The 16,821-nt window shown below is 35.1% G+C and carries 18 protein-coding genes; 14 read left to right on the top strand and 4 right to left on the bottom strand.

Going from position 1 to position 16,821, the window contains the following annotated elements; translation table 11 throughout:
* Positions 1-26 precede the first annotated feature (26 nt).
* Entirely contained in the window at positions 27-419 is a 393-nt protein-coding gene (locus ACVWM0_RS08720; RefSeq protein WP_476472253.1) for a DUF1722 domain-containing protein, read from the top strand.
* 57 nt (positions 420-476) lie between these two features.
* On the opposite strand, the gene ACVWM0_RS08715 is transcribed toward ACVWM0_RS08720, so the two are convergent.
* Positions 477-626 carry a hypothetical protein gene (locus tag ACVWM0_RS08715; protein ID WP_476472252.1) on the bottom strand — a complete coding sequence of 50 codons (150 nt, stop codon included), beginning with the start codon at positions 624-626 and terminating at the stop codon, positions 477-479.
* Between the two features lie 69 nt (positions 627-695).
* The gene (locus ACVWM0_RS08710) at positions 696-983 is read right to left on the bottom strand and encodes a hypothetical protein (RefSeq protein ID WP_476472251.1); all 288 of its coding nucleotides are present in this window, start codon (positions 981-983) and stop codon (positions 696-698) included.
* Between the two features lie 315 nt (positions 984-1,298).
* Here ACVWM0_RS08710 and ACVWM0_RS08705 point away from each other — a divergent pair, with 315 nt between their 5' ends.
* From ACVWM0_RS08705 to ACVWM0_RS08680, 6 genes are all read left to right on the top strand, one after another.
* Positions 1,299-2,147: a DUF4767 domain-containing protein gene (locus tag ACVWM0_RS08705; RefSeq protein WP_476472250.1), complete on the top strand. Its 849-nt coding sequence runs from the start codon at positions 1,299-1,301 to the stop codon at positions 2,145-2,147.
* Positions 2,148-2,640: 493 nt separating this feature from the next.
* Complete coding sequence (locus ACVWM0_RS08700) at positions 2,641-2,814, top strand: hypothetical protein (protein ID WP_476472249.1); 174 nt, start codon at positions 2,641-2,643, stop codon at positions 2,812-2,814.
* Positions 2,815-2,840: 26 nt separating this feature from the next.
* The gene (locus tag ACVWM0_RS08695; protein ID WP_476472248.1) at positions 2,841-3,179 is read left to right on the top strand and encodes a hypothetical protein; all 339 of its coding nucleotides are present in this window, start codon (positions 2,841-2,843) and stop codon (positions 3,177-3,179) included.
* A 215-nt stretch (positions 3,180-3,394) separates the two neighbouring features.
* Positions 3,395-3,868 (top strand): FeoA family protein, encoded by a 474-nt coding sequence (locus ACVWM0_RS08690; RefSeq protein ID WP_476472247.1) that lies wholly within the window; start codon positions 3,395-3,397, stop codon positions 3,866-3,868.
* 3 nt (positions 3,869-3,871) lie between these two features.
* Positions 3,872-6,013, top strand: coding sequence for a ferrous iron transport protein B (gene feoB / locus ACVWM0_RS08685; RefSeq protein WP_476472246.1), 2,142 nt, complete (start codon positions 3,872-3,874; stop codon positions 6,011-6,013).
* 10 nt (positions 6,014-6,023) lie between these two features.
* On the top strand, positions 6,024-6,155 hold the full coding sequence (locus ACVWM0_RS08680) for a hypothetical protein (protein WP_476472245.1): 132 nt from the start codon (positions 6,024-6,026) through the stop codon (positions 6,153-6,155).
* Between the two features lie 45 nt (positions 6,156-6,200).
* On the opposite strand, the gene ACVWM0_RS08675 is transcribed toward ACVWM0_RS08680, so the two are convergent.
* Positions 6,201-6,575, bottom strand: a complete 375-nt coding sequence (locus tag ACVWM0_RS08675; protein ID WP_476472244.1) for an arsenic metallochaperone ArsD family protein — start codon at positions 6,573-6,575, stop codon at positions 6,201-6,203.
* A gap of 278 nt (positions 6,576-6,853) precedes the next feature.
* Between ACVWM0_RS08675 and ACVWM0_RS08670 the strand changes: the two genes are divergently transcribed.
* From ACVWM0_RS08670 to gtfA, 6 genes are all read left to right on the top strand, one after another.
* Positions 6,854-7,834 carry a LacI family DNA-binding transcriptional regulator gene (locus tag ACVWM0_RS08670; protein ID WP_476472243.1) on the top strand — a complete coding sequence of 327 codons (981 nt, stop codon included), beginning with the start codon at positions 6,854-6,856 and terminating at the stop codon, positions 7,832-7,834.
* A gap of 134 nt (positions 7,835-7,968) precedes the next feature.
* On the top strand, positions 7,969-9,444 hold the full coding sequence (locus tag ACVWM0_RS08665) for a hypothetical protein (protein ID WP_476472242.1): 1,476 nt from the start codon (positions 7,969-7,971) through the stop codon (positions 9,442-9,444).
* A 79-nt stretch (positions 9,445-9,523) separates the two neighbouring features.
* The gene (locus ACVWM0_RS08660; RefSeq protein ID WP_476472241.1) at positions 9,524-10,417 is read left to right on the top strand and encodes a carbohydrate ABC transporter permease; all 894 of its coding nucleotides are present in this window, start codon (positions 9,524-9,526) and stop codon (positions 10,415-10,417) included.
* Entirely contained in the window at positions 10,417-11,259 is an 843-nt protein-coding gene (locus ACVWM0_RS08655) for a carbohydrate ABC transporter permease (protein WP_476472240.1), read from the top strand. The genes ACVWM0_RS08660 and ACVWM0_RS08655 overlap by 1 nt, the downstream gene beginning before the upstream one ends.
* 12 nt (positions 11,260-11,271) lie before the next feature.
* Positions 11,272-12,939, top strand: coding sequence for an alpha-glucosidase (locus ACVWM0_RS08650; RefSeq protein ID WP_476472239.1), 1,668 nt, complete (start codon positions 11,272-11,274; stop codon positions 12,937-12,939).
* A gap of 15 nt (positions 12,940-12,954) precedes the next feature.
* Complete coding sequence (gtfA, locus tag ACVWM0_RS08645; protein WP_476472238.1) at positions 12,955-14,403, top strand: sucrose phosphorylase; 1,449 nt, start codon at positions 12,955-12,957, stop codon at positions 14,401-14,403.
* 50 nt (positions 14,404-14,453) lie between these two features.
* Here gtfA and ACVWM0_RS08640 read toward each other — a convergent pair whose 3' ends face one another.
* Positions 14,454-15,470, bottom strand: coding sequence for a branched-chain amino acid aminotransferase (locus ACVWM0_RS08640; protein WP_476472237.1), 1,017 nt, complete (start codon positions 15,468-15,470; stop codon positions 14,454-14,456).
* 259 nt (positions 15,471-15,729) lie between these two features.
* Here ACVWM0_RS08640 and ACVWM0_RS08635 point away from each other — a divergent pair, with 259 nt between their 5' ends.
* Positions 15,730-16,446, top strand: coding sequence for a YebC/PmpR family DNA-binding transcriptional regulator (locus ACVWM0_RS08635; protein ID WP_476472236.1), 717 nt, complete (start codon positions 15,730-15,732; stop codon positions 16,444-16,446).
* Positions 16,447-16,821: the final 375 nt, after the last annotated feature.

The raw sequence follows: 16,821 nt of genomic DNA, 5'->3' as shown, positions 1-16,821 counted from the left end.
ATACCCAACATGAAGGAGTGAGTCTCATGGACCAAGTGACTAGAAACGAACTAAAAACCTTTCAAGATTCCTGGGCCAAGCATAAATATTGGGTGATGGCTCACTCGCAACAAGCTTATAACTATATTCGCTTGATGGCAAAAGAGAATCAGTGGACATCCTGTAAACAAGCAGAGTATGAAGCCATTCTCTTTGAATTAGAAGCCCTTGTTCCAACGGATAAAAGCTTGAGAGTAGCTTACGAACATATCTGGGGTTATTTTAAAAAAGAGGCGAGTGAAGAGGAAAAAGAAAAGTATCAGTTAGTGATTCATCAGGTTCCCATGGACAGGAATGCTGTAGAAACTTTCCTTCACTCTTTAGCAAGAAAGTATGATAAAAATTACTTGCTTGCTATGAAATGGCCTTTAGAAGAATAAGAAAAACCCCACCTTATTATTTGCGATAAGGTGGGGTTTTAGTATTAAAAATCTTAATTATTTTTTATTTTTAGTTTGTTTTTTCTTTAAGTAACTCGCACGCAATTCAGCCAGTTGCTTGGCTTTATCGCCTTTATTTGGTGTTAATTTTTCATGATATTTAGTGACAGAGGCTTGTCCTTTAGTATCTAATTGGTATTTTCCCATGTGTTTCACCTACTTCTTATTATTTACGTCTATATCATACCTTAAATCAGTCACAGAGGACAGAATAAGTTAACTATATTTTCGCCCCATGGCTTCAATATAGTTTCTAGGTCCTGTGTAGGGGTGCTTATTAGCATAGGCTATCGCTTCAGCTTTTGCTAAATAATAATCCTTGTTCCACGTTTCAATCATTGGATGTTCTTGTAATAGAGCCATAAGAGATGCCGCTTTGTTTAGTTCAGGTTGATAGAAAGAAGAGGTTTTGGCTACACGTAAATGTGTTTGAATGGCTTCGTTTAGCTCTTCATCCGTTGCTTTTTTTAGGGTGATTAGTTCCCCTTTGTTCCAATAATACATTATAACACGTCCTTTGCTTGTTTTAATAACAAAAAAACAGCTCACCATGATTGCGAGCTGTTTTGCGACGCACTATGGGTTACGACGGAAGCACGTTGCCAAAAATTGGTACGTTGCTGTGAGGTCATTGTGTCGTATCACTACCTCAACTCTTCATAGTTAACTGTTTAATTGTTAAGATAATCATAGTAAACTTCGTCTAGAATGTCAATTAAGAAAAGAAAGACAGTAAAAAACTCCCTTTTTAAAGGAGAACATTATATAATAATGAAGCATAAATCTCCTGTGTTAAGGAGAAGAGAAAGGGATATTCGTATGAAAAAAAAGGCGCTGATATTAGTATTATCAGTATTGTTACTATCAAGCTGCGGTAAGAATCAGCAAACCAACGAGCATTACCAACAATCCATGCAAAAAGCAAAAGAGGCCATTATTGAGAAAAAATTTGAGCAAGCAGAGGGATTTGTAGAGCTAGCCCTTGAGAATAAAAAAGAGGATGGCGAAGCCCTGAGGTTAAAGACACAACTTGATTACTATAACCAAGCAGTAGTACTAGCTAAAGGGAAGAAGATAAAAGAGGCTGAGGCATACTATGATAAGGCCATTTCTTTCAAAGATGGTTCAAAACAACTAAGTGAGTATGCTCAAAAGGAAAAGGAAGCTTTGCTTGATACTGATAAGAAGAAAGAAGTTAAACAAGAGAAGCCAAAAGAAAAGCCAAAAGAGAAGCAAGCAGAAGAAGAGCTTTGGACACCGCAACAAGGAGAACAGTTAAGCTTTTTCATGGCTGATTGGGGTCAGACCATGAACCAGATCTATGAATCTTATCAGCCCTCTAACAATGTGAAATATTATGGCGTGATGTTACCAGAGGCGCTCTGGGATGGAAAAATGCATCTTGCTGTTGACGAATCACAAGTCTCTAGCCGGTGGTCTGACACAGGTCTAGGAGAAGAAGAATATCAAATTGTGGCACTGTATTCCGATTCTGATACTCAAGATTATGTATCAAAACATGTGTATTTATTTGCTTACCATAGGGGAGAGCCTGTGGTCTTAGTGACGCAACAAAATCAAGGAAACCATGAAAATAACTTGTATTTCAAAGAGACTCAAAATCAGACTTTAAAAGAGGGATTTAGAAGCATTGCTAAGGGAGAGTAAGCCAGTGTATAAGAATCAATCAGATCATCAAGCAGTTTAACTGTATATTCACTTAAACGTATGTTTTCTAGATAGAACGAACAGAGAAATCTCAGAAAGTATTCTGAGGTTTTTTTGTACGTTCCAGAGATGCAATATGCTATAAGTATAGGTTTTTATATTTAAAGTAGGTATGTAAACGGATGAAATGAGAATGTAACATGAATTAATCATAAAAGGTGTGTTAAAAATAGAAGTGTTAGGAATAAGTCATTTTATTTAATAAAGCTACATTGCTGGGTGATCTTTTATAGAGATGTAAAACAAAAAAATGATATATATAGGATTTAATGAACAGTAATGATTGTCATCTAAATAAAAGAATGTGACAGTTTTATTCCCGTTGGATAACGAATAATGACACCGAGTGGAAACGCTTGCTATTGTTGTCGTATAAGCATAAGCTTTAATTAGGGAACTCACTAAAACTTATGAGTTGTGAGGGAGAAAGGGGATGAGTCACATGAAAAATAAGAACAAATTAGTCAATGTATTGTTATTTGCTACCATCACTTATGCACTAAAACAGTTACTGTTTTCAGAGGATGACAAGAAAGAACCTGAAGAAGATACCAAGAAAAGTATGATGGAAAAAAAGAAAGAACAACTGTTAGACTTACTAGGATAAACGATACTAAGAAAGGAATGAATAAGATGAATACAAATAAGCATGATAACAAGGAAAAAAACAAGCAAGAGGACTATGAGAAGAACTCTATTTCCCCTTTAGTAGACCCAGAAGTTAAGGAACCTAACATGCCTTTAGTCAATTCAGATCCTGAAGAACCGTTATCACCTTTAACAGAACCAAATAATCCAGAGGAATTACCGACATCGTATCCTGATGAGAAAGAAACACCTAAGGGCCCTCTTAATGAGAAGAATGAGACGAAGGACGAGGGAAATGAAGGAAACGGTCAACCGGAAGAAATAGAAAAGATTAGACCAATGAAAGATATAATGGAAGACATTCGTCAAGATCAAAAAGAATAACGAATGGGGTAAGACTAAGAATTTAAATCAGACGTCATAACAAAATAAATAAAAAAGGAGTGGAGAAATCCGCTCCTTTTTTATTAATGTGCCAAATATCACAAGAAAGGATTGACTATGATTATCAGTGCGTGTAGAATTAATGAGAATGGTTCTCACTATCAATTGTTTCGGTGAGGATAAAAGACATCAAAGAGGCTTATAAGGGAGAAACGATGGAATCATTAACGCACTGTCAATTAAATCAAGTTTACCAATTTGTTTCGTATAACGGAGATGTTGTCTATGGTAGGCACTTAAGAAATTTAGGCCTTTTACCAGGGACCTCTTTGGTCATGATTTCTAACGAAACAGGGCAACCTGTCATCGTGTCATTTAAAGGGACGAAGGTTGGGCTAGATCAAGGAATTGCACAAGGGATTATGGTACAAAAAAGTGGTAAGCATGTGGAACAAGAGATGACGACGTTAGATCAAATAGGGATTGGAGAGTTAGTCCAAGTCGTTGATTTTGTAGCTGTAGGAGCTATTAAACGTCGATTGATGGACATGGGACTGACAAAAGGGACACCTATTGTTATAAAAAAATACGCGCCATTAGGAGATCCGATAGATATTAGTGTTAGAGGGTATGATTTAAGCTTAAGAAAACAAGAAGCGGCATTGATTTTAGTAGAAAAGGTGTTGTGATAGATGAAAAAAATATCAATGGCATTAGTAGGTAATCCAAATAGTGGCAAGACTAGTTTGTTTAATGAATTGACGGGATCCAATCAATCTGTTGGGAATTGGCCTGGTGTAACGGTTGAAAAAAAAGCGGGTAAATTAAAAAATAATACAGCTGTCACTCTTCAAGATTTACCAGGTATTTATTCTCTATCACCTTACACACCAGAAGAAGTTGTAGCAAGAGACTATCTCATAGACGGTGGGCCAGACGGTTTGCTGAATATTGTAGATGGTAGTAATTTAGAGCGGAATCTTTATTTAACCACGCAATTGCTGGAACTAGGGATTCCCATGAGCTTAACATTGAACATGATGGATGTGGTAGAAAAGAAGGGCATACGAATTAATGAAGAGAAGCTGTCGTATTCTCTGGACATTCCTGTATTCAAAATGAGTGTATTAAAGAATCAAGGTCTAAAAGAAGTATCAGATAATCTTCAGAGAATGGACCGACAAGGTATGCCTTCTTATCCTACTTATGATAATCGATTAGAAGTGGCTTTAGAAGAGATTAGTGATTTATTGCCATCAAGTATATCTGACCAACAAAAACGCTGGTACAGTATTAAATTATTTGAAGGAGACCCACACGTCCTATCTAGCGTTTCATTTACAGAAGAAGAAAAATTAGACATCGAAGACATTGTGCATATTACGGAAAAAGTGATGGAAGATGATAGAGAGAGCATTATTATTAATGAACGGTACCATTTTATTGGTAAAATCGTTGCTTTGTGTAGTGTGAAGTCAAGGGATTATCAATTAACGATGAGTGATAAAGTAGATAAAGTCGTTACCAATCGTTGGTTAGCGTTACCAATATTTTCACTGGTAATGTGGCTGGTTTATTACTTATCTATTCAAACCGTTGGAACACTTGGAACAGATTGGGTGAACGATGTTTTATTTGGCGACATCGTACCAAATGTGGTGACCAAGGTACTGGAGTCCTGGCACATTGCGTCCTGGTTACAGTCTTTGATACTAGATGGAATTATTGCTGGAGTGGGCGCAGTGTTGGGCTTTCTACCTCAGTTAATGGTCTTATTTTTATGTTTGTCTTTTTTAGAAGATTGTGGCTACATGTCACGGATTGCGTTTGTTATGGACCGTTTGTTCAGACGTTTTGGTTTATCTGGCAAGTCGTTTATCCCAATGCTTGTATCAACGGGATGCGGCGTACCTGGTATTATGGCATGTCGTACGATTGAGAATGAGCGTGATAGAAAAATGACAATTATGACGACTACTTTTATGCCTTGTTCAGCGAAGTTACCAATTATTGGTTTGATTGCGGGGGCGTTCTTCCCAAATAGCACTTGGGTAGCACCTTCTGCCTATTTTGTGGGTATTGGGTCTATTGTATTATCAGGCATTATTTTAAAGAAAACAGCTTTGTTTAGAGGTGATACAGCACCCTTTATTATGGAATTACCAGATTATCATTTGCCAAGATGGAAAAACAGTCTTCGTCAAACATTAGAAAGATCTAAGTCTTTTGTCAAGAAAGCAGGTACAGTCATTTTTGCTAGTTCTGTGATTATCTGGTTTTTATCTTCTTTTAGTTATACCGGACAAATGGTTGACGCAGATCAAAGTATGCTCGCAAGCATTGGTCGTGGTATTGCTATTATGTTTGCGCCCTTAGGTTGGGGGAATTGGCAAGCAACAGTAGCGACTATTACAGGCTTAGTCGCAAAAGAAAATGTGGTAGGTACTTTTGGTATTTTATTCAGCCATATGGAAGAAGTATCAGAGACAGGGGTTGAGTACTGGCCGTTATTAAGCGGTAGTATGACACCTATTGCTGGTTACTCTTTCTTGTTATTTAACTTATTATGTGCACCATGTTTTGCTGCTATTGGGGCCATTAGGCGTGAGATGAGTGATTGGAAGTGGACAAGCTTTGCGATTGCGTATCAATGCGGTTTAGCTTACTTAGTAAGTTTTGTTGTCTACCAATTAGGGCACGTGATGTTTGAAGGTGGCCAGTTTGGTATGGGAACGATACTGTCGTTTGTTGTTATTGGAGTAGGCATCTTTTTAGTGAGTATGAAGCCAATTGAACCTAAGGTAACAAGTATTGAGGGAATTAGTCTATTATAGGAGTGATAATATGGGAACACTGATTTTAGCTGGCCTTATTTTTATGGGTGTCGGAATGGTAGTCTATAAATATGTTATCAAGAAAGAAAGTGCCTGTGATTGTTCAGGTGTGGACTGTCCGATTAAGAAAAAACAAGGATAATAAAAAAATGAGAACAGTTAGCTGTTCTCATTTTTTAGTTATTTTTTAAGCAGAACATGAGCAGCCACAGCCGCCTCCACCACAACAACCACCGTCGTTGTCAACGATTAAGATACCTGTGTAGCTTGATACTTCTTCATTAGATGGGTAGTCACCATATTTAACGATATCACCATTCAAGACAGTAATCGGTAGGCACTCTTTACCTTTTTCTTCTAATAAAGTCATCACTTTATCATTTTTTTCAAAAATGTCAGCGTGTTGAGATAACTCATAACGAGTCGCATCGATAGGTGGGACTTGTTGGAATAATTCAAAAATATCGTTAATTCTAATTAAGTCTGGATTAGTTGCTGCTGAACCACCGCAACATCCTTCGATGTTACAAGATGAGTGATCAAAAACTTCTAATGTAATCATAAAAAATCCCCTTTTGTTTAGTTAGTTGACTGAACATAATAATAATCTTTGAGTACTTGTTTATAGCAATTATAATTTGTACAATTAAAAATATAGTCTTCTCCCTTTAGAAAGTCAATTGTTTTCTAGGAAAAACGAGTTTATGAAGGGTTAGAAAAAGGAATTTAAACTAGAACTATTCCTTTTTTAGTAAATGTACTATCTTATGAAAGATTGACTTATGTTATCCTGTCATCTATATTTAGTGGATAAGATTTAGTAGAAAAGGAGTGGAAGATTTGGCAACCATAGAAGATGTTGCAAAACAAGCTGGAGTATCCATTACGATAGTGTCCAGAGCTTTAAATGGTCACCCCTATGTGTCAGAAAAAACAAAAAAATTGATATTTAGTACGATGGAGGAAATGAACTATACGCCCAATATTATTGCACAACAATTAAGGGGAAAAAAAACGAGATTAATTGGAGTGATTATTTCGCGTGTGACAAATCCTTTTTTTGCCTATTTAGTAGATGCTATTGAAAGAAGAGCATCAGTGGAAGGTTATCAGGTTGTAATACTCCAAACACTTGAAGATCCGGATAGAGAATTAAATTTTTTGAAGTTACTAGATGCTAAGCAAATTGATGGCCTTATTATGACAAATACTGAAAATAATTATAAGACGTTGAAAAAGTACATAGAATTAAATCAATTGGTTGTGTGTAACCGTTATATGTATGATGATGAGATGCCGATTATACGTATCGATGAACAAAAAGCAGCTTATGAGGGTGTTAGCCACTTACTAGAACGCGGTTATCGAAAAATTGGGTATTGTACAGGATTTGAAATAGATCAATACGATAACCGGTTAATGGGGTATAAACAGGCGCTGAAAGAGTATGATATTCCTTTTAATGAAGAATTGGTATTCACTAATGTTTTAAGTATAAATAATGGAAAAGAGCTAATTAGAGGTATCGAAAATTTAGAAATAAAACCAGATGCTATTTTTGCAAATGGAGACGAAGTCGGTGCTGGAATTATTTCACAAGCCAATGAGCAAGGGATAAAGATTCCTAATGAATTGGCTGTTATGGGATTTGATGATCAACCATTAGCGTCTCTGGTGTCACCTCGGATGACGACAATTCATCAACCAATAGATGAGCTAGGTACTTATACTGCGCAGTTGTTGATAGCAAAATTAGAAAAAAAAGACGAACCTACTCCTGTTATTTTTGAAACAGAAGTCATTATTCGTGAGTCTACATAAACTTGTATTCCTACAAAATGGGGAATACAAGTTTTTTTTACTTTTATATGAAAACGATTGACATATGAAAACGATTGTCATATACTCTAACTATTAAATGAATGCGTTTTCCAAAAAAGGTTAGGAGAGGGTAAATGATGAAGAAGAGAATAATTGGTCTAGGTGTTGTTTCTTTAGCTGCATTATTATTGGTAGGATGTTCAAGTGGAGGTTCTAGTAAAAGTGATGAGCTTTATATTTTCAATACAAAAAGCGAAATCGGTGAACCTTTGAAAGAGTTAGCTAAAGATTATGAAGCTGAGACGGGGATTAAAGTTAAAACCTTTTCACCAGGATCGGGTGCAGATGTAACAGAAACAATGAATACTGAAATGACATCTAAAAATGCACCAGCTATTTTTTCAACCAACAATTTAATGACATGGGGACCTAAAGATGGGGACTTTATGTATGATTTAGAAGAGACAGATAATAAAGAACTTAAATCTTTAGTAAATGAGATTCCAGAAAACATGAGACTGAGCGTGGATGGTAGTAATCTTGGAATACCTTATACAGTAGAGGGATATGGTTATATTGTTGACACAAATGTGTTAAAGGAATTATTTCCAGAAGCCGATGTTGACGTATTATTATCTGATTTAAAAGTGGTTGATTATCAGGCCTTTGTTACCTTTACAGATACAGTCAATGATTTTATTCAAGATGATAAGTCTGGAAAAATTGAATTAAATGGAAACAGTTATGCCTTAGCAACAGACAAAACAGAATTAACAAAAGGTTTGACAGGTGTTTTTGTAGAAGCCGGTGCTGAGAAATGGACGTATGCAGATCATATGTTGAATGTTGCGATGAATACCGTTTATACAAGTTATTCAGATGCTTTTTATTCGGAACCAGCTCAATTTGAAGAAATGAAAGATTCTCTAATTAAGTATATGGAAGTACTGGAGTACAATACATCTCATGCCGCTGGTGAAGATGAATCGTTACAACGAGGTACAAACTTTATCAATGGTACAGTGGGAAGCTATGATAATTCATTACAATTATTTGCAGACCATAAAGGACTATTTATTAAACAAGGTAACTGGATTTATCCAACCCTTTCTAAGCTGAACAAACCAATGTTAGAGACTTTAAAGATTGTGCCAATTAAGATGCCGTTTGAGCAAAAAGACATTAAGATTGCAGACTGGACACCAGAAGATTATAACAAAACCATTCCAACATTTGTTCCTAACTATTGGATTATTAACAAACAAGCAGGAGAGGAACAGAAAAAACAAGCAGAGGATTTTCTTGTTTGGTTATATACATCTGAACGAGGACTTACATTCTTACAAGATGAGAGCGGCTTTATCTTATTCAATGATTTAGAAAATGATAAATCTACGAATACATTAAATCAATCCATTCAAGAATACGTAAGTACTGGTAAAACATTATCTAATCCCTTCAATGCCTCACCAGGAAACTTCTTAGAGTTTGTAGGGAATGAATTAAAAGAAAATTACATGACTAAAGAAACATGGGATGAGTCAACTTATCCTGATATGGCAGATACTATTATTAAACGTTGGATTGAATTAAAAGAAGACAGTCAATAATACATGAAAGACAGAACCCTCAACCGCCTCGGTGATCGAGGGTTCTGTCTTTATTATTTTTTAATAGGAGGAAAGTCAGATGAAAAATGTATATAAAAAATGGTTTATGCCGTTTACGATTCCCGCCCTTATTTTATTTTCATGTGTGGTTGTGATTCCCTTTATTATTGGTGTAATTTATTCCTTCTCAGCTTGGAGAGGTGTTTACTTTGCAGGAGGAGACAATGCATTTCAAGCTTGGGTAGGATTCGATAATTATATTAAAGCCTTCCAAAATGAAAGTTTTAGACAGGCTTTTGCTTATACGTTGAAATTTACTATGTTAGCGGTTGTTTCGGTCAACGTAGTAGCACTAGGTTTAGCGTTACTTGTTAATAGTATTTCTAAAGCAGTCGGATTCTTTAGAGCTACTTTCTTTTTACCCAATTTACTTGGTGGATTAGCTTTAGGCTTTATTTGGTTATTTATTTTTGAAAATATTTTTTCTACGATATTATTTGGCCCAGAAGGTATATTACCTATTTCTTTCTTAACGAATATGACACAGGATAATACAAAAAATTTATTCGCTATGCTATTTATTGTTGTATGGCAAATGTCAGGTTACATGATGATTATTTATATTACAGGTTTGAATAATATCCCAGGGGAACTATATGAAGCAGCGGACATTGACGGTGCTAATACTTGGCAAAAATTTAAAAATGTTACGGTACCAATGTTAATGCCATCTTTCACCATTGTTTTCTTCTTAGTATTGTCTAATTGTTTTAAGATGCTAGATCCAAACGTGGCGTTAACTAACGGAGAATTTAATACAAGAATGCTAGCTTTACAAATTTTAAGAGCACCGAAGGATAGTTCTAATAATTACGGATTAGCTCAAGCAGAAGCGGTTATCTTCTTTGTTCTGATTGCTGTTGTATCATTGACACAAGTTGTGATTACGAAAAGAAAAGAGGTAGAGATGTAATGAAACATTTAACGAATAAAATGAAAACATGGACATTAATGAAATATATTATTCTAACAATTTTAGCTATCTATACTCTATTTCCCATCAGTTTTTTAATCATTAACTCGTTTAAATCACAAACTGAAATTGTTAAAACACCTTTGGCTTTACCAAAATCTTTAGATTTTTCTTATATCAAAAATGCTATCAATCAAATTGATTTAATCAATTCAGCTCTACTGACGTTAGTGATAACTGTTGTTTCTGTAGGAATGATTGTTATTATTTCATCAAGTGTAGCGTGGATGATGGTTAGACATAAAGGAAATGTCTCTTCTATGATGTTATTGTTCTTTACATCATCTATGTTGATACCTTTTCAAGCAGTGATGTACCCACTTATTAGCATGTTTGATAGCGTAGGTTTGAAAAATGTATTGGGGTTAATTTTGATGTATAGTGGCTTCGGTCTAAGTATGTCTATATTCTTATATCATGGTTTTATTAAAAACGTACCACTAGCATTAGAAGAAGCAGCAATTATTGATGGCGCTTCAGTTTTCAAAGTATATTTTAAAGTGATTATGCCCTTAGTTAGACCGACGACAATGACTGTAATCATTTTAAATTCTATGTGGATTTGGAATGATTATTTATTACCATTCCTAGTCATAGGTAATGGTGAAGTAAAAACATTAACGTTATCAGTGTACTTTGCCAAAATTCAATCTGGTCAATATGGGAATGCGTGGGATCTTATTTTTCCAGCAGTGTTGATTACGATTATTCCGATTATCATTTTATTCTTATTCTTACAAAAAAATATTATTAGTGGCATCTCAGATGGTGCAGTTAAATAGGGGGAAGCAATTATGAAAACATGGTGGAAAGAGTCTGTTTTTTATCAAATATATCCAAAGAGTTACAAAGACAGTAATGGAGATGGTGTAGGTGATTTAAGAGGGATAATTAGTAAATTAGATTATTTAGAAGAATTGGGCATAGATGTTATCTGGATTAGTCCATTTTTTGAATCACCTATGGTAGACAACGGATATGATATCTCAAACTATTATAAAGTGGATCCTATCTTTGGAACGAACGAGGATTTAGAAGAATTAATTGAAGAAGCGAAAAAAAGAAACATAAAAATTATTTTTGATTTAGTTGTTAATCACTGTTCAGATCAGCATGAATGGTTTCAAAAAGCAATTAGTGATACTAATGCTAAGGAACGTGATTACTTTATTATTAAGAAAAAAGAAGAAATAACTAATTGGCGAGCTATTTTTGGTGGGAGTAGTTGGTCACCATTACCGAATTCAGAGGATGAGTATTATTTCCACGTGTTTGCTAAAGAACAGCCTGATTTAAATTGGGAAAACCCAGAGTTACGTCAGAAAATATATGAGATGATTAATTATTGGTTAGATAAAGGTATCGGTGGTTTTAGAGTAGATGCGATTTCATACTTGAAGAAAAACCAAGAATTTCCTAATTTAGCATCAGATGGTGTGGATGGATTGGCCCATGTGGATAAAGGGAGTATTAATCAGATTGGTATCAATGACTTTTTGTCAGAGTTACGCCGAGAAACCTTTGATAAATATGATTGTGTCACAGTGGGTGAGGCTTTTGGTGTTCCTTTTGAAGACTTGGGAATTTATGTTGGGGATGACGGTTGTTTTTCTATGATTTTTGAGTTTTCATATGATCATCCATCAGTACCAAAAGGTGGTAATTGGTATGAGTACCAGGATTGGCATGTAGATGAGTGGAAAGAACAGATATTTGAAGCGCAACGTCAAATTGCGAAGATAGGTTGGTCACCAAGTCATATTGAAAATCACGACAGTCCGCGGGCACTTAATAAGTTTATTGAGGAAAAAGAGAGAGGGTATGCCTCAGCTACTATGCTTGCGACTCTTTATTTTCACCTAAGAAGTTCTCCTTTCATTTACCAAGGACAAGAAATAGGGATGACTAATGTGGATTATGAAACCATTGACACTTTTGATGATTTATCGACTCATGATCATTACCAAAGAGCGTTAGATAATGGATACAGCGAGGAAGAAGCTTTTCGTTTGATTACACCAAGGAGTAGAGACAATTCACGTTCACCAATGCAATGGAACGATGAAAAAAATAGTGGTTTTTCTGATGTGACGCCGTGGCTTCCAGTGAATGGAAACTACCAAGAGGTCAATGTAGAAAAAGAAAAAGCGAAAGAAGCGTCTATTTATCGCTACTACCAGAAGATGATAGCTCTCAGAAAAAATGACTGTTATAGGGATACTTTAGTTTATGGGGTATTTAACCCATTGATGGCAGAAGTAACGAATTTGGTTGCTTATGAAAGAGTCGCTGAGAATCAACGCATTTGGGTTCTTAATAATTTTCAAACAGCAGAGACGGTTGTTACTATTCCAAAGGGATCAAAGGTATTATTAAGCAACTTAGATCTCTGTTTTAATGAAACAAAAGACGAATTAGTTTTGGCTGGTTATCAGAGTGTTGTGTTAGAAATCAGAGAGTAAGGAGACCATAAAAGAATGATAACGAACGAAGTGATGCTGATTACTTATGCGGATAGTCTAGGGAAAAACTTAAAAGAATTAAAAAATGTCCTCACCGAACAATTGGAAGGCGTTATTGGTGGTATTCATTTACTGCCTTTTTTCCCGTCAACAGGAGATAGAGGATTTGCTCCAAGTGACTATACGATTGTAGATAAGACTTTTGGAACGTGGGAGGATATTGAAGCTTTATCAAAAGATTATTACTTAATGTTTGATTTTATGATTAATCATATCTCAAGAGAATCAATGTACTTTAAAGACTATAAAAAATACCATCTAGATTCTAAATACAAAGACATGTTTATTGATATTGACACATTCTATCCAGAAAATCGACCTACAGAAGCAGACGTTGGACTCATTTATAAAAGAAAAGACCAAGCTCCTTTTCAAAGGGTGACATTTGACAATGGTAACGTAGGCCGTGTTTGGAATACATTTGGAGAAGAACAAATTGATCTAGATGTGACAAAAGACATCACAAAACAATTCATTCGAGAGACGATTCAAGACATGGCTAAACACGGTTGTTCAGTGATTCGTTTAGATGCCTTTGCGTATGCGATTAAGCGATTAGATTCTAATTGCTTCTTTATAGAACCTGATATCTGGGAACTATTAGATAATATTAGGAAGGAAGCAGACCAATATGGGGTAGCATTATTGCCGGAAATACATGAGCACTATAGTATTCAGATGAAAATTTCGGAGCATGATTATTTTATTTATGATTTTGCATTGCCTATGATTACATTATATTCGTTATATAGTGGTAAAAGTCATCGTCTTGCAAGTTGGTTAAAACAGAGTCCCATGAAACAATTTACAACACTTGACACACACGACGGTATTGGAGTAGTTGATGCAAAAGACTTATTAAGTGATGATGAAATTAGTTATACGTCAGAACAACTGTATCAAGTAGGAGCCAATGTGAAGAAAGTTTATTCATCTGAAGCATATAATAATCTAGATATTTATCAAATTAATAGTACTTATTATAGTGCCCTAGGTGATGATGATAGAAGTTACTTATTGGCAAGAGCCATCCAGTGTTTTGCTCCAGGAATTCCTCAAGTGTATTATGTGGGATTGTTAGCAGGTAAAAATGATATCGAACTACTTGAGAGCAGTAAAGAAGGTCGAAATATCAATCGTCATTATTATGATTTAAATGAAATTGAAGAAGAAGTATCACGCCCAGTTGTGGAACGTTTATTTGACCTTTTACGCTACAGAAATTCCTCGAATAGTTTTGATTTAGAGGGGAAAATAGAGGTTCAAACACCTGATGACCATCAGATAGTGATTACGAGAGAGAGTCGAGATGGTACATCGTGTTCTATATTAAAAGCAAACCTTACCACCAAAGATTTTGTTATAACAGATAATGATGACTTTATACTAACTCAACTAGCTTAAACAAAAAAACAAAGGCCATATATTAGCCTTTGTTTTTTTGTTTCTTCTATTTAAGGAACTTTGACAATCCAACCTTCTGGTGCTTCGACGTCACCAAATTGAATGCCTGTTAACTCATCGTATAATCGTTTAGTAACAGGACCTACTTCAGTTTCTGAGTAGAAGACTTTGAAATCATCACCGTGTTGAATCCCACCAATTGGTGTAATGACAGCAGCAGTACCACAAGCACCAGCTTCAGCGAACTCATCTAATTTATCTAGACAAACATCGCCTTCGATCGCCTCCATACCAAGACGTTCTTTAGCTAAATATAGCAGAGAATACTTTGTAATACTTGGCAAGATTGAAGGTGAGATAGGTGTAATAAATTGGTTATCATGAGTGATTCCAAAAAAGTTAGCCGATCCGACTTCTTCTATTTTAGTGTGTGTGGCAGGGTCTAAATAAATACAGTCCCCAAAAGCTCTCTCTTTAGCTTCTTCACCTGGAAGAAGACTAGAAGCATAATTACCTCCAACTTTAATCGCACCTGTCCCATTTGGTGCAGCGCGGTCATAGTCTGATACTAAGAAGTTGGTTGGTTTCAGCCCACCTTTAAAGTAAGGCCCAACAGGCATACAAAAAACAGTGAAAATAAATTCTGGAGCTGGACCAACACCAATGGCATCCCCGACACCAATTAATAATGGTCTAATGTATAATGATCCACCCGTCCCGTAAGGAGGAACAAATTCTCTATTTGCAGCCACAACTTGTGTCACGGCATCTAAAAACATGTCTTCTGGTATATGTGGCATTAATAGTCTACTACCACTTTGATTTAAACGTTTAGCATTTTCCATTGGACGGAATAAATTAATGCTATCGTCTTGACAACGGTAAGCTTTCATTCCTTCAAAACACTGTTGTCCATAATGAAGAGCAGCAGAGCCTTCACTAATATGTAATTGATTATCCTCTGTTAACACACCATCATCCCATTGCCCATCTTTCCATGTTGCTAAGTAGCGGAAAGGAGTCTTGATATATGAGAATCCTAAATTATTCCAATCGATTTTTTCCATAAAAACATCACCTTCATTATCATTTTGTAAGCCAATTTTACCATACATATCTCGCTTTTAAAGTTTTTTTAGTCGACTTAATTAAAAGAAATAGTAAGATATGAAAAAAAGGTAAGTTTTTTTTATGAAAGTTTCTTTATTTTTTCTTACATCCAAAAAAAATCCTTTGAGAACGAGCAGTTTACAAGTATAATAAATAAGGACGTTTTTGTATGACGAAAGCAACTAATAATGACAATAAGAAAGCGAAGTGGAATATATGGGTCGTAAATGGGCAAACATCGTTGCAAAGAAAACTGCAAAAGATGCAAACAATAGTAAAGTGTATGCAAAGTTTGGAATTGAAATTTATGCAGCAGCAAAATCAGGTGAGCCTGATCCGCATTCTAATCAAAAGCTACGTTTTGTTATCGAACGCGCTAAAACGTATAATGTACCAAAACACATTATTGATCGTGCGATTGAAAAAGCGAAAGGTTCAGGGGATGAAACCTATTCAGAGTTACGTTACGAAGGATTTGGTCCTAATGGTTCAATGGTAATTGTAGATACGTTAACGAATAATGTGAACCGTACTGTAGCAGAAGTGCGAGCAGCTTTTGGTAAAAACGGTGGAAATATGGGTGTATCAGGTGCTGTAGCCTATATGTTTGATAATACGGCTATCTTTGGTTTTGCTGGAGAAGATGCTGATGAGATATTAGAATATTTAATGGAAAAAGACATTGATGTAAGAGATGTTTTTGATGAAGAAGACCAAATTATTGTTTATGGAGAGTCAACAGACTTCCATAATATTCAAGAAGCTTTGAAAGAAAAAGGCATTACGGAATTTTCTGTAGCTGAAATTCAAATGTTGGCTCAAAGTGAAGTCAATTTAACAGGCGAAGATTTAGAGCAATTTGAAAAAATGATTGATGTATTAGATGACTTAGAAGACGTACAAAGTATCTATCATAACGTTGATTTGGATTAAGAATTAATAAATAGAGTGATTAGTATTAAGCTAATCACTCTATTTTTTTATTCTTTTTTAGATAATAAGGGTAATAACTTTGAAAAAAAACTCATAAATCATCAAAAAGAAGATAAAAGTATGAATTTTTTTAAAAGAATGGTGTGAAAAAAGAGTGTTATATGAGTTTTTTATAAGTGAAATATGAGTAAAAGGTGAGTAAAATGAACTATTCATTTATTGCATAATACAAGCAGTTTTTGACAAAAAAAATAATCTTTGTGAAAAAATAAAATAACAAAAGTAATTAAATAACGGTGTTCGACTAGAGAAAGTGAGAATAAAAAGGAAAAAACAGTAAAAATCTGATAATAATTGTGACTAAATAGAATAAAC

Source organism: Vagococcus sp. 211, from assembly GCF_056322705.1.
The sequence above is the reverse complement of the archived record's forward strand: the minus strand, read 5'-3'. Positions and strand labels throughout refer to the sequence as shown.

Excerpts from the sequence above, each read along its gene's own strand:
- ACVWM0_RS08720 (WP_476472253.1), top strand. The coding sequence starts at position 27 with ATGGACCAAGTGACTAGAAACGAACTAAAAACCTTTCAAGATTCCTGG.
- ACVWM0_RS08715 (WP_476472252.1), bottom strand. The coding sequence starts at position 626 with ATGGGAAAATACCAATTAGATACTAAAGGACAAGCCTCTGTCACTAAA.
- ACVWM0_RS08710 (WP_476472251.1), bottom strand. The coding sequence starts at position 983 with ATGTATTATTGGAACAAAGGGGAACTAATCACCCTAAAAAAAGCAACG.
- ACVWM0_RS08705 (WP_476472250.1), top strand. The coding sequence starts at position 1,299 with ATGAAAAAAAAGGCGCTGATATTAGTATTATCAGTATTGTTACTATCA.
- ACVWM0_RS08700 (WP_476472249.1), top strand. The coding sequence starts at position 2,641 with ATGAGTCACATGAAAAATAAGAACAAATTAGTCAATGTATTGTTATTT.
- ACVWM0_RS08695 (WP_476472248.1), top strand. The coding sequence starts at position 2,841 with ATGAATACAAATAAGCATGATAACAAGGAAAAAAACAAGCAAGAGGAC.
- ACVWM0_RS08690 (WP_476472247.1), top strand. The coding sequence starts at position 3,395 with ATGGAATCATTAACGCACTGTCAATTAAATCAAGTTTACCAATTTGTT.
- feoB (WP_476472246.1), top strand. The coding sequence starts at position 3,872 with ATGAAAAAAATATCAATGGCATTAGTAGGTAATCCAAATAGTGGCAAG.
- ACVWM0_RS08680 (WP_476472245.1), top strand. The coding sequence starts at position 6,024 with ATGGGAACACTGATTTTAGCTGGCCTTATTTTTATGGGTGTCGGAATG.
- ACVWM0_RS08675 (WP_476472244.1), bottom strand. The coding sequence starts at position 6,575 with ATGATTACATTAGAAGTTTTTGATCACTCATCTTGTAACATCGAAGGA.
- ACVWM0_RS08665 (WP_476472242.1), top strand. The coding sequence starts at position 7,969 with ATGATGAAGAAGAGAATAATTGGTCTAGGTGTTGTTTCTTTAGCTGCA.
- ACVWM0_RS08660 (WP_476472241.1), top strand. The coding sequence starts at position 9,524 with ATGAAAAATGTATATAAAAAATGGTTTATGCCGTTTACGATTCCCGCC.
- ACVWM0_RS08655 (WP_476472240.1), top strand. The coding sequence starts at position 10,417 with ATGAAACATTTAACGAATAAAATGAAAACATGGACATTAATGAAATAT.
- ACVWM0_RS08650 (WP_476472239.1), top strand. The coding sequence starts at position 11,272 with ATGAAAACATGGTGGAAAGAGTCTGTTTTTTATCAAATATATCCAAAG.
- gtfA (WP_476472238.1), top strand. The coding sequence starts at position 12,955 with ATGATAACGAACGAAGTGATGCTGATTACTTATGCGGATAGTCTAGGG.
- ACVWM0_RS08640 (WP_476472237.1), bottom strand. The coding sequence starts at position 15,470 with ATGGAAAAAATCGATTGGAATAATTTAGGATTCTCATATATCAAGACT.
- ACVWM0_RS08635 (WP_476472236.1), top strand. The coding sequence starts at position 15,730 with ATGGGTCGTAAATGGGCAAACATCGTTGCAAAGAAAACTGCAAAAGAT.